The organism is [Clostridium] fimetarium (genome assembly GCF_900111235.1).
GTDB lineage: Bacteria > Bacillota > Clostridia > Lachnospirales > Lachnospiraceae > Clostridium_N > Clostridium_N fimetarium.
Genome location: NZ_FOJI01000003.1, coordinates 82,862 through 102,986, shown reverse-complemented (window position 1 = coordinate 102,986; position 20,125 = coordinate 82,862). Strand labels below are relative to the sequence as shown.

Annotated in this window: 16 protein-coding genes; 14 read left to right on the top strand and 2 right to left on the bottom strand. The window is 33.7% G+C overall.

What is annotated here, in order from left to right:
• Window positions 1-14: 14 nt before the first annotated feature.
• From BMY18_RS21600 to BMY18_RS04865, 8 genes are all read left to right on the top strand, one after another.
• On the top strand, window positions 15-7,403 hold the full coding sequence (locus BMY18_RS21600) for a helicase-related protein (RefSeq protein WP_092451188.1): 7,389 nt from the start codon (window positions 15-17) through the stop codon (window positions 7,401-7,403).
• Between the two features lie 192 nt (window positions 7,404-7,595).
• Entirely contained in the window at window positions 7,596-8,276 is a 681-nt protein-coding gene (locus BMY18_RS04895; protein WP_092451186.1) for a SpoVG family protein, read from the top strand.
• 152 nt (window positions 8,277-8,428) lie between these two features.
• Window positions 8,429-9,322, top strand: a complete 894-nt coding sequence (locus tag BMY18_RS04890; protein WP_092451184.1) for a DUF6674 family protein — start codon at window positions 8,429-8,431, stop codon at window positions 9,320-9,322.
• A 660-nt stretch (window positions 9,323-9,982) separates the two neighbouring features.
• Window positions 9,983-10,348, top strand: coding sequence for an ACT domain-containing protein (locus BMY18_RS04885; RefSeq protein WP_092451182.1), 366 nt, complete (start codon window positions 9,983-9,985; stop codon window positions 10,346-10,348).
• A gap of 345 nt (window positions 10,349-10,693) precedes the next feature.
• Window positions 10,694-11,275 carry a class I SAM-dependent methyltransferase gene (locus tag BMY18_RS04880; protein WP_207647426.1) on the top strand — a complete coding sequence of 194 codons (582 nt, stop codon included), beginning with the start codon at window positions 10,694-10,696 and terminating at the stop codon, window positions 11,273-11,275.
• A 399-nt stretch (window positions 11,276-11,674) separates the two neighbouring features.
• Window positions 11,675-12,304, top strand: coding sequence for a CatB-related O-acetyltransferase (locus tag BMY18_RS04875; RefSeq protein WP_092451180.1), 630 nt, complete (start codon window positions 11,675-11,677; stop codon window positions 12,302-12,304).
• Window positions 12,305-12,533: 229 nt separating this feature from the next.
• Window positions 12,534-13,031 (top strand): DJ-1/PfpI family protein, encoded by a 498-nt coding sequence (locus BMY18_RS04870; RefSeq protein ID WP_330385941.1) that lies wholly within the window; start codon window positions 12,534-12,536, stop codon window positions 13,029-13,031.
• Between the two features lie 343 nt (window positions 13,032-13,374).
• Window positions 13,375-13,890 carry a hypothetical protein gene (locus BMY18_RS04865; RefSeq protein WP_092451178.1) on the top strand — a complete coding sequence of 172 codons (516 nt, stop codon included), beginning with the start codon at window positions 13,375-13,377 and terminating at the stop codon, window positions 13,888-13,890.
• Between the two features lie 363 nt (window positions 13,891-14,253).
• Here the strand turns inward: BMY18_RS04865 and BMY18_RS04860 are convergent, their stop codons facing one another.
• Entirely contained in the window at window positions 14,254-14,652 is a 399-nt protein-coding gene (locus tag BMY18_RS04860) for a carboxymuconolactone decarboxylase family protein (RefSeq protein ID WP_092451176.1), read from the bottom strand.
• 100 nt (window positions 14,653-14,752) lie between these two features.
• On the opposite strand from BMY18_RS04860, the gene BMY18_RS04855 reads away from it, so the two are divergent.
• The 4 genes from BMY18_RS04855 (at window position 14,753) to BMY18_RS04840 (ending at window position 17,068) form a co-directional block, all read left to right on the top strand.
• On the top strand, window positions 14,753-15,139 hold the full coding sequence (locus tag BMY18_RS04855) for a MerR family transcriptional regulator (protein ID WP_092451174.1): 387 nt from the start codon (window positions 14,753-14,755) through the stop codon (window positions 15,137-15,139).
• Between the two features lie 302 nt (window positions 15,140-15,441).
• Complete coding sequence (locus tag BMY18_RS04850; protein WP_092451172.1) at window positions 15,442-15,807, top strand: winged helix-turn-helix transcriptional regulator; 366 nt, start codon at window positions 15,442-15,444, stop codon at window positions 15,805-15,807.
• Between the two features lie 81 nt (window positions 15,808-15,888).
• Complete coding sequence (locus tag BMY18_RS04845) at window positions 15,889-16,416, top strand: cysteine hydrolase family protein (protein ID WP_092451170.1); 528 nt, start codon at window positions 15,889-15,891, stop codon at window positions 16,414-16,416.
• A gap of 85 nt (window positions 16,417-16,501) precedes the next feature.
• Window positions 16,502-17,068, top strand: coding sequence for a DJ-1/PfpI family protein (locus tag BMY18_RS04840; RefSeq protein ID WP_092451168.1), 567 nt, complete (start codon window positions 16,502-16,504; stop codon window positions 17,066-17,068).
• A 67-nt stretch (window positions 17,069-17,135) separates the two neighbouring features.
• Here BMY18_RS04840 and BMY18_RS04835 read toward each other — a convergent pair whose 3' ends face one another.
• Window positions 17,136-17,513, bottom strand: a complete 378-nt coding sequence (locus BMY18_RS04835; RefSeq protein WP_092451166.1) for a winged helix-turn-helix transcriptional regulator — start codon at window positions 17,511-17,513, stop codon at window positions 17,136-17,138.
• Between the two features lie 122 nt (window positions 17,514-17,635).
• On the opposite strand from BMY18_RS04835, the gene BMY18_RS04830 reads away from it, so the two are divergent.
• Together BMY18_RS04830 and BMY18_RS04825 are read left to right on the top strand one after the other, a co-directional pair.
• Window positions 17,636-18,157: a nitroreductase family protein gene (locus tag BMY18_RS04830; protein ID WP_092451164.1), complete on the top strand. Its 522-nt coding sequence runs from the start codon at window positions 17,636-17,638 to the stop codon at window positions 18,155-18,157.
• 217 nt (window positions 18,158-18,374) lie between these two features.
• Window positions 18,375-19,085: an MBL fold metallo-hydrolase gene (locus tag BMY18_RS04825; RefSeq protein ID WP_092451162.1), complete on the top strand. Its 711-nt coding sequence runs from the start codon at window positions 18,375-18,377 to the stop codon at window positions 19,083-19,085.
• Window positions 19,086-20,125: the final 1,040 nt, after the last annotated feature.

The window sequence follows — 20,125 nt, the reverse complement described above, 5'->3', positions numbered from 1 at the left end:
GTGAGGAGAAAAAAATGAGCGTAGATTATCAGGTAAGAAATCTTTACGATGACATGATTAATGATGTTACAACAAGTGGAGCAAAATGGCGTGATGTATGCAGATTGATAGGTCAGCTTTATCGTTACGAATTTGATAATATTCTCATGGTATATGCCCAGCGACCACATGTGACTTTAGTAGCAGATTTTGATACATGGAAAAAGGTTGATCGTTATGTAAATCGTGGAAGCAAAGGTATTGCCATCTTCCCTTCTAGGGCATTGAAACCACATTTGCGATATGTTTTTGATATTTCAGATACTGGTGGTAGAAATCAGAATCTAACATGGAATTTGGATGGTGAAAAGCTAAAGCAATATGTAGATTTGCTTATAACCGAAGGGCAGATAGAACAAAACAGTGACGATAGTCGTGAAAATTTAGAAAGTTTATTTAAGGACTTTATATCTTCGGAGATCAGAGTTATAATGAAAGAGGAATTCGAAGAAAGAATTACCGAACTTAAGCAGCTATCAGGGAGTGTGATTAAGGAAGATAATAATACGCAAGAGCCTACAGCAAGTGATATGTTAGAAAGAAGTATTATATATGCTGTAGGAACAAGATGTGGACTTGACTTATCCAACGAAGAACAGGATTTTAGTCAGATAGTAAAATTTTCCGATGAGGAAATTGTTTGCCGCCTTGGTTCTCTTGTTAGCGATGTCTCCTGTAGCGTTCTTAGAGAAATAAATCGTAACTTTAGACGCATGGATTATGAAAGGAGTATCGAAAATGGCAGAAGTAACATTAACTTACAAAGAAGTGGACGGACTATTATATCCCAATCTGGCAGTGCCAGTAGAACAGGAAGTGAGCCTGACAAAACTGGGGAAATACGGGATAATGGCAATGAATTATCTCAAGGAGAGCGAGAAGATCCGGTACAAATCACTTTACCGCTTTGGAAAACTAGCAGAGAAGATGAAGGAAGTGGAAGAGGAAGCGAATCAGCTGTTAGATCAGTTGATGGAGGGTTACCTCGAAAAGCACAAACCGAACGATCCGAATTCAACAATGGAAATGTGGAAGATAAGGGAACAGGCGAAGATGGAAGCAGAAGAAATCGTGCTTCATCAAGTAGTCTACAAGTTCCATTAGAAGATAAGTCGCAAGACGAAGAATTAAATAGTGAACTAGATGACATTAAATCATTTGGTAAAAGTAAGGAGGCCGAGTACCAACAGGCTTCCTTTTTTGATGCCGTAAATTCTGAAAAGAAATTAGGTCGATTCACGTATATGTCACCAAAGAAAGAACTAATTGTTCCTCATGATTATATTATTGATGTAATTAAAAGAGGCACAGGCTTTGAAGGTGGAAAGCATCGTGTCTATGATATTTTTCATAATATCATGGAACCGTCAGAACGGGCCAAACGAATCAAGAAGGAATATGGCCTTGGTGGTGCAGGTTGGCCAATCGATGGTTACGGGTTGCACGGATATGATTCCTTTAAATCGCAAGGACTCAGATTTCAGTGGAGAGATGAAGAAGGTGAGAAAGAGGGCTATTTAAGCTGGTCAGTCGTAGAATCTGAAATCGGAGCCTTAATCATGGCTGGTGAGTATTATGAAGAACGTATCAGTCTTGAAGAAATGTTTATGAACGGTGACAGGGAAGATACTGTCGTTGATTCTGGCAATATAGAGATAGAGGATGAAAAACTAGATGACTTTGCTATTCCGGATGAACAGGAGTCTTTTGAGAAAGAAGATATTTCAGAAGATATTTCAGAGCAGGAACCATTTGGCAATCTTACAGAAATGACCAATGAAGAACTGGAAGAAGAAGACAGATTAGTTACAACGGCTGAATATGGTGCAGAAATAGAAGCAGAAAATACAGAATTTGAAGCACAACATGTTACTGGAGATGTGATTGATACAGATGGAAGTGTTATAGAAACTATAAAGTCACAGTTTCCAGAAGGCCGGAAACAGTTTGAAGAGATGGATAGCGACCTTCGTAATGTCATTGAAATCTATGTAACAGAGTGTTCGTCTATTAAGCCTTTTCAACCATTTTTAAAGAACGTATATGAGAGTAACTTACTCCCGCCGGATAAAATCAGTTTTGTAATTAGAACGGTAAATCATAGTGGTAAAGAACATTCACAGGCTTATGCCAACAATGAGTATGGTCTGGTTGAATATGACCAGAGTCAGATGGGTGTTACAGTTAATTATAAAGATGCATTAGGAGAACGACATAAAACAGATGTTACCTTTGAGCAGATTTATGAGGTCTGTGGGTATCTGATCAAAGCAGGAACCTTTGTCAGCAATGACAGAGTGGGAAGTTTTGATCAGATGTGGAAGGATACACCATATGACAGGAAAGATCTGATGTATCAGGACTTTGAAAGAAGAACTGCAAGTCTTAATCCAAAGACAGAAAAGAAATGTAACTTTCATTATAATCTATGGGAGTTGCCAAAGGGTGGAGCCAAGACCAGATATAAATGGAATGTAGAAGCAATTACATTATTAAAGAAGATTGAAAGAGAAAATAGACTTGCTAGCGCAGAGGAACAGAACACTTTATCATATTATGTCGGTTGGGGTGGAGTATCAGAAGCTTTTGATCCTACAAATTCTGGGTGGAGGAATGAGTATGAAGAGTTAAATGGACTTCTTAGCAAAGAAGAATATGAAGCAGCTAGGTCAACGGTTAATAATGCTTTTTATACCTCGCCAGAGATAGCAAGCTGCATGCATCAGGCATTATTACAGTTCGGTTTTCGCGGTGGAAATGTATTAGAACCAAGTATGGGTGTTGGAAACTTCTTTGGAAGTGTTCCCACTCCTTTGCAAGGATGCAAATTATATGGCGTAGAAGTGGACGGTATTTCTGGAAGAATAGCAAAGCAGTTATATCAGACTGCAAATATTTCTATCACAGGTTTTGAAAAGACTACTTATCCAGATAACTTCTTTGATGTGGCAATTGGAAATGTACCATTTGGTGATTATAAGCTATATGATCCAAAGTATAATAAATATAACTTCCGCATCCATGATTATTTCCTTGCAAAAGCAATTGACCAGGTAAGACCGGGTGGAATTGTAGCATTTGTAACTACAAAAGGAACATTAGATAAGAGTAATTCATCGGTCAGAAAGTATCTCGTAGAAAGAGCAGAACTAATCGGTGCAGTTAGACTTCCTAACACTGCTTTTAAGGAAAATGCAGGAACAGAAGTAACAAGTGATATCTTATTTTTACAGAAACGTGAGAGAAAGTTGGATGTTGAACCAGACTGGTTACATCTTGGTTACACAGATGATGGAATAGCTGTTAATTCTTATTTTGTAGAGCATCCTGAAATGATGTTAGGACGAATGGAATATGATACTGGAAGATTTGGAGATAACAGTCGTTATACTGTATGTGTAAATGATGATGAAAACTTCAATATGTATGATGAATTGAATCTTGTTATCAAGCATATGTCAGCGCAAATGACTGATTTTGAGAGATTAGAGGAAGGATCAGAGGTAAGTGAAGATATTGTTCCAGCAGATCCTGATGTAAGAAACTTTACCTATACATTTTTGGATGGAAAGCTATATTACAGAGAAAATTCGCAGATGTATCGAAGGGAGGTATCGCAGGCTGTGGAAGAACGAATTCGTATGATGAATGAGATCAGAAGTGAAACCAGAAATCTGATTGAACTTCAGACAGAGGGCTGCAGTGAGGATGAACTTGTCAGTCAACAGAGACTTCTGAATAAAATCTATGATTCCTTTGTGGAGAAATATGGTTACATTACAAGTCAAAGCAATCGTAAGGCATTTCGTGATGATGCTGATTACCCGTTATTATGTTCCCTTGAGGTTATAGACGAAGATGGAAATATAAAAAAAGCAGATATGTTTTATAAGCAGACTATTAAAGCAAAGGTAGAGATAGTTCGAGTGGAAACACCAGTAGAAGCTTTAAATGTATCGGTTAATGAATATGGTGGAGTAAATATTCCCTTTATGCTTAGTATTTATCATCCAAGCATAGATAATGCTATGGACTCGTTTTCAGAAAGTGATACTTTATCGGTAAATACAAAAGTTGAGTTAGAGCGTAGCATTATGTTAGAAGAGCTGACTGGATTAATTTATCTGAATCCTACTGGGTATAATGTAAATAATCTCAATGCTGGATGGGAGACGGCTGATGAATATTTGTCAGGGAATGTAAGGGATAAGCTTCGAACTGCAAAAGCAATGGCGAAAGAAAATCCAGAAATATTTAAGCTAAATGCAAAAGCATTAGAACAGGTACAACCCTTAGATCTTGATGCATCAGAAATCGATGTACGAATTGGAACCACATGGATTGAACTAAATGATTATGAGCAGTTTATTTTTGAATTGCTTAACACCCCAAGGAGAGCGAGGGCGGTTAGAAGTCAGTATTACAATTCAGGAATTCAGCTTCACATGAACAAAGTTAGTATGGAATGGTTTATAGAGAATAAATCAATGGATAAGCATTCAATCGCAGCTACCAAGACATTTGGTACAGGCCGAGAGGATGCTTATTCTATTTTTGAGGATACGTTGAATCTTAAGACTGTAACTATAAAAGACAGAGTAGATGATGGAGATGGCAAGTATCATTATGTAGTAAATAAAAATGAGACTATGCTCGCCAGGGAAAAACAGAATCAGATGAAGGAAGCTTTTAAGGAGTGGATATTCAAAGATCCAAATCGAAGGACAAAGTATGTGGATTATTATAATGAGATATTTAATAACATTAGACTTCGTGAATATGATGGTTCACATTTGCAGTTCCCGGGAATGAATCCAGAGATTGAGTTAAAACCTCATCAGTTAAATGCGGTAGCCAGAATCTTAATGGGTGGAAATACGTTATTGGCACACTGTGTAGGAGCAGGTAAGTCATTTGAAATGATGGCAGCCTGTATGGAGCAGAAGAGATTAGGACTTGCCAATAAGACAGTTATGGTTGTTCCAAAGACACTGATTGGTCAGACAGCAAGTGAATTTTTGAGACTTTATCCATCTGCAAATATCTTGGTAGCAACGGAACGGGATTTTGAAAAGAACAGGAGAAAGCAGTTTATATCTAGGATTGCAACAGGTGATTATGACAGTATTATTATGTCCCACTCACAGTTTGAAAAGATTCCAATTTCGCCAGAGAGACGAGAACGAATGTTAAATCAGAAGGTGGAAGAACTAGTAGATGCCATTGACAGTATGAAATTGCAAAATGGTGAGAGATGGACAGTAAAGCAAATGGAGAGTCAGAAGAAAAAGTTAGAAGACCAGATTCGTGAGCTTTCTGATGAAAGCAGAAAGGATAATTTGATTAATTTTGAGGAACTGGGAATTGATTCTGTCATGGTGGACGAAGCTCACAATTTTAAGAATCTTGCTATATTTTCAAAGATGAATAATGTATCAGGTATTAGTAGTTCCGGTGCTAAAAAATCTACGGATATGCAACTGAAATGTCAGTATATCAATGAGATTAGCGGAGGCAGAGGAATTGTATTTGCAACTGGAACTCCTATCAGTAACACCATGTGCGAAATGTATGTTATGCAGCAGTATTTACAAAAGGATGCACTTGAGCAAATGGGCATTTATCATTTTGATTCATGGGCAACCAACTTTGGTGAGGTTACAACTGCATTGGAACTGACAGTAGAAGGCAGTGGATTCAGATTTAAAAGCAGATTTAATAAGTTTACCAATCTGCCGGAGCTTATGAATATCTTCCGTGAATGTGCAGATGTGCAAACAGCAGATATGCTTGATTTGGATGTACCAACGCTTAGAGAATGTAAATACAACATTGTAGAAAGTGAGCCTGACTGGTATGTGAAACAGGTCATGGAAGATTTTGTTGTAAGAGCAGAACGTATCAGAAATGGTGGAGTTGATCCGAGTGAGGATAACTTCTTAAAGATTACCCATGAGGCAAGACTCCTTGGTACAGATGCAAGGTTATTAGATGCAGATTCACCCAATAATCCGGATGGGAAATTAAATAAAGTAGTTGATAATGTAGTCTATGAGTACATGAAAGCTATCAAAGAGGAGAAGATTGGTTGCCAACTTGTCTTTTCTGATATTGGAACACCCAAATCGGCATGGTCCCCTGAAGGTCAGCCAGGTGAGTTTGATATTTACAACTATGTGAAGACAGAACTTGTAAGACGTGGAATACCTGCAGATGAGATAGCATTTATTCACGACGCAAAGTCAGATGCACAACGAGATGTATTGTTGAAAGCAATGAGGACAGGCAAAAAGAAGATTCTGATTGGTTCTACAGATAAGTGTGGTACTGGCGTAAATGTGCAGACACACCTTGTGGCTATGCATCATATCGATTGTCCATGGAAACCGTCTTGTATTGAACAAAGGGAAGGAAGAGGAATCAGACAAGGTAATGAAAATAAAGAAGTTGCAATTTATAGATATGTCACAAAAGGCACATTTGACGCGTATTCCTGGTCGCTTGTTGAGAATAAACAACGATTTATTAGTCAGGTCATGACAAGCAAATCAGTGTCTCGTACCTGTGAGGATATTGATGAAGCAACACTTTCTTATGCAGAAATTAAGGCAGTAGCAACAGGTAATCCGTTAATAAGAGAAAAAATGAAGCTTGATAATGATGTTCAAAGATTAAAACTTTTAAAATCTTCTTATGACAGTCAGAAATATTCTTTACAGGATAACTACATGGTTCGCTTTCCAAAGCTGATTAAGGCAGCAGAGGAAAAGCTTGTCTGTGTTCGCGACGATATTAAGGCGAGAGATAAGGAACTGATTAGCAATCCTGATTTTGTAATCAAAGTGGGAGTTGCTACATTTACAGAAAGAGTGGATGGTGGAACCGCAATGCTTGAAGCTATCAGTAAATGTAAGACAGGTAATACTTATCCAATTGGTAGTTATCATGGATTTGATTTACTTGTGGAGAAGAATTTTATGGGAATCAATTATATGGTTCTTCGAGGTACGACTGAATATAAGGCAGAACTTTCAACAAGTCCAGTTGGTAATATGGTGAAGATTGAAAACACCTTTAATAATCTGCAGGAGAATGAAGATTTTCTGGTAAAAAAGATAGATCAGTATCAGAGGGATATGGAGTCTTCGAAGTCTGAATATGAAAAGCCATTTCAGTATGAGGCAGAGTTAAAAGAAAAGCTAACTAGACAATATGAACTAAATGCAGAACTGGATCTGGAAAATGGCAAGGTCGAGGATGTGGACTTGAATGGTGTTGAGGATAAGAGTAGTGATCTGTCGGAGATTAATGTGGCAGAGAGAGGGAACAGCTATCAGACGGAATGGGAGAATAAAAGCAGATAGAATGTCAAAATTTCGTTTGAGCAAACGTGATTTTATAGTAAGTATTTGTATTTATATTAGGGATTGCTTTTATGGCAGTCCCTTTTAATAATCAGCAGCGTACAGCGCAGAAAAAGAAATAATAGGAAACTTAGAAAACTAAAGTGACTTAGAAAACGGAGCATGGCCGGAACATGCAGAAAGAGGTAACGTATGAAATATTCAATCATAGTAAATGATGTTAAAAGAAATGAGGGAAGTTTAAAAGGGTTTGCAGCGGTTACTTTTGGGGAGAGTTTCAAAGTGACAAATATAGCAATTATCCAGGCTGCTGATGGAAGAATATTTGTATCTATGCCAAGATATAAGACCAATCAGCAGAATGAAAATGGCCAGGATGTATATAAGGATATTTGCAATCCAATTACTAAGGAATTCAGAGAGGAATTATATGCAGATATTATTGATGCGTATGAAAATAAAGATGGCAAGAATTTCGTTAGTGGAGAAAAGACTGTTGAAATGCCAGAAGTTACGGTATCAGTCACTCCATATGAAAGAGAAGGGAGCAATATGAAAGCTCTGGCACGAGTAGTGCTAGATGACTGCTTTGTGATTAATAATGTTACTGTATTAGAAGGTAGAAATGAGAATAACTTCGTTGCAATGCCAGGTTATAAGACCAATCAGAAGGATGAACAGGGAAAGGATATCTTTCGCGATATTTGTTATCCGGTCACAGCTGAATTCCGAACAAAGATGTTTGATGCATTACTTGTTGATTATGAAAAAACGGTAGAAAAAAATGTAGAGCAGAGCAAGCAGGAAGCACAGGAAAATATGCAAAACTCTACAGCGAAGGAACAGCCAAGTAAGGATACACCATTTCGTTAAAGAAAATCAGTAAAGATGTTTGCGGGCAGTTAATTGGCTGTCCGCTATCAAAGATGGAGGAAATAGTTTTAAAAATTAATTATTAAATGCAACTTTGTGTCAGCTGATTAAGGCTTGCAGGTTGTGAGAAAGGGACGGTTAATAATATTAATATGGAAGAATTAAATAATAGTATGACGCAGGAAGAGGTTATTATAGAATTAATCAATCTGTTAAAACAGAATCAGATGCAGGATAAGGCAAATGGTGTATTTGAACTTGTATCCTGTATTGATGGATTGCAAAGTAAATTAGATCTGGTAGTTGGAGAACTTAATAGTGTTAGGGAACAACTTGCTAATATGGAGCAAAAGTCATTAAAAGATACCTTGTTAGAAATAGTTAATAAAATGGAAAGCAGATGCACGGAAATGAAAACACAGTTATTGGATGTAAAGGAGTCAGTGAAAGAAAAAGCATCTGAAATAGTTGCTTCTGTAAAGCAAAAAGGTAAAGAGGCATTAAATAGGGTGTCTGAATTCTGTGGTATAAAAGATAAGTTAGTTTCAATGAGAGAAAATGTTCGAGAATCTGTTGCAGATGTGAATCGAACAGTAGCTAAGATTGATGCATTTGGTAAAGGAATAAGGGAAGCTAATCAGAAAATAGCAAATACATTCCGTACATTTGCTGATAAAGAAATCGCTGATTATTCCATGCAGGAGAAACCATTTTCAAAGGCTGAAATAATAAAGAAACCATGGCAGATGAAAGGAAAACTGCTTAGTAGCATGGAGCTTCGATTGGATGCAGCGATTGATAGGGTAGATAATTTGGCAAGGGATGTGGCGCTGAAGCAGATGGAAAAGAAGTGGGATGAACTTAACGAAAACAGCCATGGCGCTATCGAAGTGGTTAAAGGGGACGTTGTACCATTAGTATCTGAGCAGAAGTACGAATATGGAAGTGAGTCTTTTGATATATTTCAGCAAGAACAAGAATCGAGATGTATAGTTCAACCAATAACTATCAAGACTTTACCGGAAAAAGAAGGAAGGAGTAGGTGATTCCATAATTGATGGAAAGTCCATAGATGAATTTAAATAGCTAGTAGGCAGTTAGTCATCTTAAACGGTGATTAGCTGTCTTTTTTAATTTAAATAGTGATGGTAAAAATCTTATTTTTTTGTTAAAATTACACACAGAACATTTCAAACTTAGATTTTATCCAAAGTTATAAGAAGAAAATGAATACATGGGAGTCATCTATGCAGTGATTTGCTGAAAATTCTTTACCATTATAGTAGAATTTTGTAAAAAGAACATAATCCAAATTAAAACATAAAGTTTATAAATATACAAATAGGCTGATATGAAAATGAGTTCAAAAGATTGGAGAAAATCAATGTCAAAAAGATATTCAGTGGCAAAGGGAAATGATTCATTAGGGTGTTGCAATATGGTTATATGGGATTTCCTTGTGGTCATGATACAATAATAAGTTGACATAGAATATATATTATGATAGTTTAATATATAATTAAATAAACCTACGCAATACTTTTCCGCCGGGTAAAGTATACTCATATTAGCGTTTGAATTCCATACCATTAGGCCACAGAAGGTATGAAAGTTCAAACGCTATTTTTATTTATGCGAAGATCATCGAAACAACCGTGTGAGTGCAAATATATTAGCTTATGGTAATAAACCAAGGAGGATAGTAAATGATTTTACAAGTAATCAACAAGGATTTTTCAATTTTTAAGGTGACAAGTTTGAATAGTGAGATTTTACAGAAGGAATATGTGTTTATAAGCAAAACAGACTCTGAATTGTCTGTTATATGTGAGAGTTGTAATGTAGTAGAGGGAAATACAAGTGTGGAGCATGGATGGGGGTGCTTTAGAATAGCAGAAGATGCTGCATTTGAAAAATATGGTATGATCGCATTTTTATCTGCGATAATTGCAAAGGAAAAGACTGCAATTTTGGTGGTTGCAACATATGACACAGATTATATCTTTGTTAAGAAGGATAAGTTTAACCCTGTAATAAAGGCACTAAAGGATAATGGATGTATGTTTATATAGAAAATAATGATGTAGATGATATGAATGGTCAGGGTAAGGAATAAGAGTGGTTTTAGTAAGTAATTTATTATCCATAAATTGGTAAGATTTTGTTGAAAAGTGTAAAAATTAAGAATATAATGAAATTAATGGGGAGAAAATGAAATATAATTAACATATCTAAAGTTATGAGCTCCCCATGAGAGTTTATAGCTTTTTTCATTGTGAGGATAAGAAGAGTTTTGAAATAATTAAACTACTAATTATAGCAATAATGGGAAGCTGCATTAAATGCGACTATGTTTGTTAAGACATTGTGATGGACATTTTATTGATAATCAAAAATAAAGACTTCGGGAGTGAGACATGACTATAAAGGATAGTATACAATTAACGAAAAATGGATTTGAAACAAGCTTCTTAGAAAGTAAATTCTATGAAAAGCAAACAGTAGATGATAATCACTTAAATCTGCTGATGAATATGATAGATGCCCAAAAAAGTGATGTGATATTAGATTTAGGAACTGGAACAGGATATATTGCTTTTCCTTTAGCAAAAAAATATAGTGATTCAACGATAATCGGGTTAGATATAGTTACTGAAACATTGAAAATAAATGCAGAAAAGGCGAGTAAGGATAATCTAGATAATTTAAAGTTCGCATCCTATGAGGGTATTAATTTTCCTTATAAAGATAATAGTGTGGATACGATTATCACAAGATACGCATTGCATCATTTCCCTGATTTAAAGAGTAGTATTAAGGAAATGTACCGAGTATTAAGACCTGATGGAAAATTAATTGTTTCTGATCCTACTCCAAATGAAAATGATACTAGTGGATTTGTCGATAAATTTATGCAAATGAAACCGGACGGACATATAAAGTTCTATCATTTTAATGAATATAAAGAAATGTTTCATTCTGCGGGCTTTCATTTTTAATCTAGTAAATTAACTAACATTAGATTTTTACGTAAGTAAGCAGAAAAATATACTTGTATTATGAAAGAAACAAATATGGAAATTACTGTAGGTTATAATTTGGAAATACGAGGAGACGAAATCTGGATTACTGAAAAAGTGTTGAACATGATATTTGTTAAAAAGCCAGATTAGATTATGATTAACCCAAAGCAAGATATGAAAAAACACATTTTCGATTACATTTACATAATTGAGTTCATCTTTGGAATAAGAAAAATATGAATATTGAATAAAATAGTAGTAACATTATGTGTGATAATTATATATTAAGTGTGAAAGAGGTGTTATAAGGTGAAGCGTTGTATTATATTTTCCGAGATAGTTTAAAAAATAGTATTCATAATTAGGAGGTTTCAAATGACTATTTCGGAAAAAAAATTATATCCCCGTACAGGAGATAAACAGACAATTTATTTAAAAAGTGTAATCAATGATTCAAACATTATTGTTGGCGAGTATACAATGTATAACGACTTTGTGAATGATCCTATACAATTTGAAAAAAATAATGTTTTGTATCATTATCCAATCAATCATGATAGATTAGTAATCGGAAAATTCTGTTCCATTGCTTGTGGTACTCGATTTCTCTTCAATAGTGCTAATCATTCTAAGTCTTCTTTGTCTACTTATCCATTTCCACTGTTTTTTGAAGAATGGGATTTAAAAAGAAGCGATGTCACTGACGCTTGGGATAACAAAGGTGATATTATAATTGGAAACGATGTTTGGATTGGTTATGAGGCAGTTATTATGGCGGGAGTTACCATTGGTGATGGGGCAATTATTGGTACCCGTGCAGTTGTTACAAAAGATATTCCACCTTACACTATTGTTGGTGGTGTTCCAGCCAAACCCATTCGAAAGCGATTTTCGGATGAGATTATTTCAGCTCTGCTTGAACGGCAGTGGTGGGATTGGTCAATAGAAAAGATTGCTCAGAACATAGGTGCAATCAAAGCTGGTTGTATTGAAAGGTTAAAGTAAAAGCAAAATATTCATCTGTGGAATATTTTTAATTCCACAGATGGATGTTATTGAAAAATTCATTTAAAAACAATTATGCAAGCAGTATTAATTCACAATATATTTATAAAGTATAATAATAAAAAAATCAGTAGCAAGGAGAATTAAATGAAGATTTTGTTGTTTTTAGCGAAGGGTTTTAAAACTATGGAATTTAGTCCGTTTGTAGATATTATGGGATGGGCAGAAAATGATTTGGAGTAGATGTTACTGTTGTGACATGTGGATTACAAGGCAGGTTTTGAGTACGTTTAATATCCCAGTAATAGTCTCTAAAATATTTGAAGAAATTAATATAGATGATTATGATGCTTTAGCAATCCCGGGTGGGTTCGAAGAGTTTGGATTCTATGAAGATGTATATGATGAGCGATTTCAAAGTTTGATACGAGAATTTGATGCAAAGAATAAAATAATTGCTACAATTTGTGTTGCAGCCTTACCTTTAGGTAGAAGTGGAATTTTAAATGGTCGAAAGGCAACTACTTATCATTTAGATGGAGGAAAAAGACAAAATCAATTGAAGGGATTTCATGTAAATGTAATAAATGAACCCATAGTAGTTGATCGGAATGTGATCACTTCGTATTGTCCTGAAACAGCACCAGGTGTAGCTTTTAAGCTATTAGAATTATTGACATCTATAGAACTGATGGAAATTGTTAAACAAGCTATGGGTTTTAAATAACACTAAGTAAAAAGATATGTGATTTTGCTTTCCATTATTACATTAAGCAGAATGTAATGTATGTAATCATTGTGATAAATGTATATATGAGCATAATGCGAATTTCATCTATTGACTAAAAGTGGAATACGCAGTTTATAGAGTTATATTTAGGAGAAGTCTGGGGATCGGGAACAATACCCGAAATTATTTTAGGGCCTATGTGTATACAGTGCCAAAATGAATTAAGTTTTTTGAAAGCAAATGGATTAGAAGGGACGAAAGTTTCAGCTTCAAAAGTGCATATAAGATAAATAAATACCAATTAGGATATGAAATTAGAGTTTAGCAAAGGAAGTGTACAATGGATAACGATACAAATGAGATTTTATTACTGCATATAATTAAAGATAAATGTGGCCTATTTTCCATCATAGAAAATAATATTGAACAATATAAAAAGCAATCTGGGATTTGGACAATGTGGGGTAAAGATAATTTCAATACTGATATATGTTTAGAAGTGGCGCAGACTAGAGATATTTTTAAAGAATTACAATATGATTTATCATATCTTACAAAAGTTTATATAAAAGAAAATACAAGAAAAAGATATTCCGCGCGAAGACTTTTTGAGTTTAATCAAAAATTTAGTGTTTGTGAATGTGATTCAAACAGAACATGTGCAAAATACCGGGACATAGCTAGTAGTTATTTTGAAGTTTGTGTTTACTTGATTTGTAATTCAAATGAAACAAGGGAAAAAAGAGAAAGTATGGAACTAAAATATGCAATTGATAATAAAGCATTATATTGGAATGCTTGGGGCAAACAAAGAAAAGATGCTAAAATGTATTATTCAAAGAAAATAATTAAATAAGTTTAATGGAATCGTGAAGATAACCTCACTACTAAAATATTCGACTTTTGTATAGTAAAACAAATTCCAACTTGTCGAGCGGTTCAATTCAGCTCAAAGTTAGATTTGTATTATTGACTATGATGGTCGTCATCTTACTTAGCAACAGAAGATGCTTAATCGTAGAGCAAAAAAACTAGGATTTGATGGATTATGGTGTGCTTCTGGCATTCCATATAAATATATGAATGGATTTATAAATCCATCAAATTTATCATTTTGTGGCCAATGCGTATTTTGTACGAATTGGCCATGAAAAGTTTATACTTTCTAATAAATCACTGTAGATTTACTAATAAGTCTGTAATAATAAATTCCAATAGTTTAGAAATTACTATTTTCAATCACAAGTTTTCTTTCATGAAATACTTTTTTTGCTACATTTATGGCATTTAAGACCTTTGGAAATCCGGTATATGGAATACATTGTAAAAAAGTTTCAACAATTTTAGCTGGTGAAATCTTAACATTAAGTGCACCATTAATGTGAACTTCCAATTGTGACTCACATCCACCTGCAGTTAGTAAACTCGTTATTGTAATCATTTCCCTTTCCTGTAAAGATAATCCTTTTCTTGAATAAATATCACCAAAAGCAAACTCGATAATATATTTCCCTAAATCTGGAGAAATATCTTCTAAAGACTTTATCACTTTTTCACCACATGCACCATCAATCTTATCAAGATTTTGTCTGCCTATATCATATCTTTTGGTGTTCATTTGTAAATACCTCCTATTTGTTTTATAATTTGAGCATAATGCTTAGACTATAGTCTAAGTCGATAGTTATTTTGATAAAGTTTTGATAAAGGAGAAAATTATGACAATAGGTGAAATATCAAGGGTGACATATATTTCGGAATACACGTTAAGATATTATGAAAAGAAGGAATTGATTAGAGTAGAACGAGATGCGAGGGGAAGACGTCTTTACACTGATGACGATATTGAATGGATAAAGTTCATTAAAAAACTAAAAGACACGGGTATGTTATTGAGAAATATAAAAAAGTATTCGGATTTGAGGTATATGGGGAATAGTACAATAAACGAGCGCATGGAAATATTAGAGAAGCATCGAATTGTTGTTTTGGAAGAACAACGCAAATGGTATGAATACCTTAATAATTTGGATGTTAAGATAGAAATTTATAGAAATGAATTATTGTTAGGAGTACTCAAAGATGAAGTGGATTTTGCCAAGTAGAACATAATGGCAAAGAAGCTCTATTTAAATGCATATAGCAGAGCCTAATGTACATAGAAAGTGCATTCAGGTATCTTTAAACCTACACCACCGTTATTTGACAAAGATATTGTGGAGAAGAAAATTAAAGGTAAGTTGAAAAAGTATATTGAAAATTCATGAAATAATAGGGGTTAAGTTATACAAGATAAGTTTATCAAAACTGATAACGGAAATGATATTTATGGCATGAGAATAAAAGAATAGAAAAATGTTTAAGGAAGGCTGTAAATTTATTATGCCAGGAGGTGAAATAAGTAATCATGAAAATAAGAGAGCAATTTACCTGCCCATTGGAAATGACTCATGACATTGTAAAGGGAAAATGGAAGACCATTATCCTTTATTCATTAAAAGACGGAAGACTATCTTTATCGGAATTACAAAAGAAAATAGAGGGGATAACTCAAAAAATGCTTTTGGAACAATTACGAGAACTGAGGGAGTATGGTTTGGTAGAGAAGGAAACAACAGAAGGATATCCGTTACACGTGGAATATTTTCTTGGCGATAAACGAGGAAAAATGCTGATAGAAGCTATAAAAATCCTACAGTTAGTTGGTGTTGATTATATGGTAGAACATGGGATGACAGAGATTTTAGATAAGAAAGGAATACGCTATAAATAAATACCCACGAAAAAGTGGGTAATTTTCTATTCAAATCATCTGTAGTAAACTTACAATATTAAATTGAAAGGTGGTTTTTGTATGAAAAATGCAATGATATTAATCGATATACAAAATGATTATTTTCTAGGAGGGAAGTGTGAACTGTATCAGGTAGATCAGGCGGCGATGGTTGCTGCTACTGCATTAGAATACAGCCGAAAAAGTGGAGATGAAGTTATTTTTATACAGCATATTAATAAAGATGTGCATGCTCTTTTTTTTTGTGAGGGAACTTTTGGATGTGAGATTCATGATTCAGTTAAACCGATACGGGGTGAGAAGATAATTATCAAACACAGACCTAATAGTTTCTACGAAACAGAATTGGAAGATTATCTTAAGAGCAAAGGAATTAATGAGTTACGTATTTGTGGAATGATGTCACATATGTGTGTCGATACAACGGTACGGGTAGCCAAAGATTTAGGATATACTATTAACTTGATTGAGAATGCGTGTACTACAAGAGATTTAAGCTTTGACGGTGTTGTATACCCGGCTAAAACAGTACATAATGTATTTATGGCAGCGTTGGTTGGAAAATTTGCTGAACTGAGCCAATTTTAACATTTAATATAAATCATAGTACGTTTTTAGTTTTTAGGAAAGGCGTGTTTATAATTACATAAAAATTTAATTTAACGGAGAAAATATGGGAAAAATACTATGTTATATTTACGATGGAATGGCTGATTTTGAAATTAGTTTATTATTACATCGTTTGAAGAATACAGGGAAAAAAGAGATTATATCAATATCAGAAAATTTGGAATCAGTATATGCACAATCAGGTTTGCATTATATTCCTGACATGGCAATAGATGAAGTTAATTGTTTTGATGATGTTGAAGCACTAATTATACCAGGGGGACCAATTAATAATGAGCAGAACAGTATCTGTCCTATAGCATTGAAAATGATTGAAAATAATAGATTAGTCGCAGTAATATGTTTTGGTCCACAATTTTTAGGAAGAGCTGGAATACTAGATCTATATAAATATACAACATCTTGTTCATCAGAAAAAATTAAATCACTGGGCTATAAAGATCCATACAATAGAATTAATTATGTTGAGTCGCGAACAGTAGTTGATAGAAATTTGATAACTGCAAAAGGATATGCATTTGTTGATTTCGCAATGCAAGTGTGTGATTACTTAAATATATTTGAAAATGAGGAACAAAAGTATGATCAACTTGGTCGTGTTAAAGAATAGATAAATTCCAGTTTTGTATTTAATGGGAACTTTCTTCATAAAACTTAGAAGTTCATTAACATATCTATCATTGCTTAACGGGTGTTGTTTTAACTTTGCTTTCGCTTAACTCAGATTTTGTTTTTCCCCATTCATTGATTATTTCAAGAGCGGGAAGAAGTGCCTTGCAGCTTTCCGTAATTGAATATTCCACATGCGGAGGAATTTGAAAGTAGTCTTTTCTAGTAACTAAATCATGCTGCTCCAAAGCCTGAAGGGAGCGAGTTAGCATAACGTTTGTAATCCCACAAAGATGGCGCCTAAGTTCGTTATAGCGCATGATTTTATAGCGAGAAAGTTCCCATATAATTGCCAATCTCCATTTTCCACCTATGATATCTAATGCACGGATTACAGGACATTTTTCTTGATAATATGGATTTATATTATATAATTGTTTTTTCATATAGGTAATTCCTTTCATTTTAAGAAACAAAAATGTGCGTACTTCTATTTTTATTCATTAAGTTTATAATCATTATTGTAGACAAGAGTAAGAAAGTCAATAGCTAGATTGGAGAAAATAACATGGACTATGATGAAATTATCAAAACAAGGTATTCTGTTCGGAAATATAGTGAAGAACCTGTTGAACAAGACAAATTAAACAAAATTTTACAAGCCGGAAGGATTGCTCCTACTGCGGGTAACCGACAGCCACAAAGGATTATTGTAATTGAGAATGAGGAAGCTTTTGAAAAAATCAAACAATGTACACCATGTCATTTTAATGCACCTTTACTACTTTTAGTATGTTATGACAAATCGGTTGAAAATAACAATCATTATGGAGACAAACGTCCTTATGGACAGGTTGATGCTAGCATTGTTCTGACACATATGATGCTAGAAGCACAAAATTTAGAACTTGGAACTGTTTGGGTTGGACTTTTTAACCCAGCATTACTGCGAGAGTATTTCCATATTCCCAATAATTACGAAATTTTAGGATTAATGCCGATAGGTTACCCAGATATGGATGCAATACCTAGTAAAATGCATAGCGAAAAATTTTTAATCGATCATACTGTTTTCTATAATTCATTTTAGAATCGAAGTCTTTCGAGAAGTCAACTTTGAAAATTGTAGCAATTATACTGGTCTTGTTGTTTTGACTAGTTTTATAATAAACTTTGTAAATTAAGTAAATCTATCAAGAGGTTTCCAAAACCATTTTGTAAATCGAACAATGAACTTGTTAGTTTCTATGTATAGAAAGACGAAGCAAAGATTATTTATATAATATTCAGAAAAAGGAGGAAATGAAATGACTGAACTAATAATATTACCATTATTGTTTGAAATGGGAGAAATGAAATTTTATATTTATCCAGTTATAATAAAAAACAATGATGATTTAATTTTAGTAGACACAGGATATCCTATGTTTTTGTCAGTAATAGAAAAAGCTTTTGAGAAAAATGGGTTGGATATCAGAAATCTTCAACAAGTTATTTTAACTCACCACGACCATGACCATATGGGAGCAGTAAAGGAACTTGTAAAAAAATATTCTTTTGTAAATGTGAAGTGTTCCGCAGAGCAAATTCCATATGTTTTAGGAAAAAAGAAATCACTTCGGTTAGAACAGGCAGAAAAATTGGGGGCAGATGATGGATTTGTACAAATGATAAAAAGTGTAGAGTATTTGGATTCTGCTTTGGAAGTTACAGATAATGAAATTATCTGTAATGGAGTAAAAGTTATTGAAACATCAGGGCATATGCCAGGACATATTTCCATTTATATTGAATCATTGAAAACCTTAATAAGTGGAGATATGTTAATTTCAGAAGGTGGTGTATTAGGTATTGCGGATGAAAAATTTGTGCTAGATAAAGGAGCAGAAATAAATTCACTAAAGAAAATTGTCAAATTTGATATTGAAAAAATTATATGTTTCCATGGCGGAGAGTATAAAAGCAATAATATAAAAGAAGATTTGAATAATATTATTGAAAGGGGATACAATGACTAAACAATAAATTTCGATTTGTAGAGTCAATAAACATGATTTTAGACTCAGGTACTTCGCATCTTTCTTAAATACTTCATAAGTATCATTTCTAAAATATAGTAAAATAATCCAAATTTAAATACTATAAACGAAAATCTAAGCAAGTTGAAAACTGCTTCCCTTAAAAATTGTCATTTATCAATATCATCCCTGAATCCGTTGTGCATTCTATATGTAGAGTGTTCTTATGATAAAACAGATGTAATTTAATGTTAGTATATTGATTTTATTTATTAAATATATACTGTTATTATTGTCGCAACTTTAGGCATTGCACTTCAAAATGGAAACCGTTATACAAAGAGTTCTGTTCTATTTCTTATATGATGGTGGTTAAAGGCTCTTTGAATAATAATCTATGAGATTAATAAAGGAACAAAGTTACAAATCTTTATAGGCTTGATGTAAACACGAGATAGGTGGTTACGTCAAGCCTTTTTTATTATATAAAAAATATCATCTATTTGTTCATGTACTTATTTTTTATAAAAGTTATCAAAATTATTAATATATTATCTAGTTCAGGTATTTTATTAATTGGTTGCTTGATTAAGTGCTTATAAATATAATAATTTGAGCAATTTTACTTGAAAATCTACAATGTATAAATTATTTATATATTACAATTTATAAATTATATTTAAACATGACACTTTTTAAGTTAAATTTAGACTTGATAAAGTAGGGTGGGATACGCATAGATATATTTGTGGCGTGGGATATCAGAAAAAATAATAAATAGGAAGCAATGATTTTGAAAAGAACATATGGACCAACCACAGAAGGGAACATCGAAAATTCTACAGAAGTACAGAAGTAAAAATGATGTAAAATAGCGTTCAAAGCTTGATTCTATTATAAAATCAAAATATAATACTATCGGTATGGAGTCACTCTAAAACTTCCAACTGAAACAGCGTGGCCGATTACGACCAAAAGACCTTTTATTGAAACAAGATCACCAAATAAATGAACCTCATTGAATCATATGATATCATTTC

Coding starts and splice junctions, on each gene's coding strand:
- BMY18_RS04885 (WP_092451182.1), top strand. CDS start 9,983: ATGATTTTACAAGTAATCAACAAGGATTTTTCAATTTTTAAGGTGACA.
- BMY18_RS04855 (WP_092451174.1), top strand. CDS start 14,753: ATGACAATAGGTGAAATATCAAGGGTGACATATATTTCGGAATACACG.
- BMY18_RS04860 (WP_092451176.1), bottom strand. CDS start 14,652: ATGAACACCAAAAGATATGATATAGGCAGACAAAATCTTGATAAGATT.
- BMY18_RS04870 (WP_330385941.1), top strand. CDS start 12,534: ATGATTTGGAGTAGATGTTACTGTTGTGACATGTGGATTACAAGGCAG.
- BMY18_RS04850 (WP_092451172.1), top strand. CDS start 15,442: ATGAAAATAAGAGAGCAATTTACCTGCCCATTGGAAATGACTCATGAC.
- BMY18_RS04845 (WP_092451170.1), top strand. CDS start 15,889: ATGAAAAATGCAATGATATTAATCGATATACAAAATGATTATTTTCTA.
- BMY18_RS04830 (WP_092451164.1), top strand. CDS start 17,636: ATGGACTATGATGAAATTATCAAAACAAGGTATTCTGTTCGGAAATAT.
- BMY18_RS04835 (WP_092451166.1), bottom strand. CDS start 17,513: ATGAAAAAACAATTATATAATATAAATCCATATTATCAAGAAAAATGT.
- BMY18_RS04865 (WP_092451178.1), top strand. CDS start 13,375: ATGGATAACGATACAAATGAGATTTTATTACTGCATATAATTAAAGAT.
- BMY18_RS21600 (WP_092451188.1), top strand. CDS start 15: ATGAGCGTAGATTATCAGGTAAGAAATCTTTACGATGACATGATTAAT.
- BMY18_RS04895 (WP_092451186.1), top strand. CDS start 7,596: ATGAAATATTCAATCATAGTAAATGATGTTAAAAGAAATGAGGGAAGT.
- BMY18_RS04825 (WP_092451162.1), top strand. CDS start 18,375: ATGACTGAACTAATAATATTACCATTATTGTTTGAAATGGGAGAAATG.
- BMY18_RS04880 (WP_207647426.1), top strand. CDS start 10,694: ATGACTATAAAGGATAGTATACAATTAACGAAAAATGGATTTGAAACA.
- BMY18_RS04875 (WP_092451180.1), top strand. CDS start 11,675: ATGACTATTTCGGAAAAAAAATTATATCCCCGTACAGGAGATAAACAG.
- BMY18_RS04890 (WP_092451184.1), top strand. CDS start 8,429: ATGGAAGAATTAAATAATAGTATGACGCAGGAAGAGGTTATTATAGAA.
- BMY18_RS04840 (WP_092451168.1), top strand. CDS start 16,502: ATGGGAAAAATACTATGTTATATTTACGATGGAATGGCTGATTTTGAA.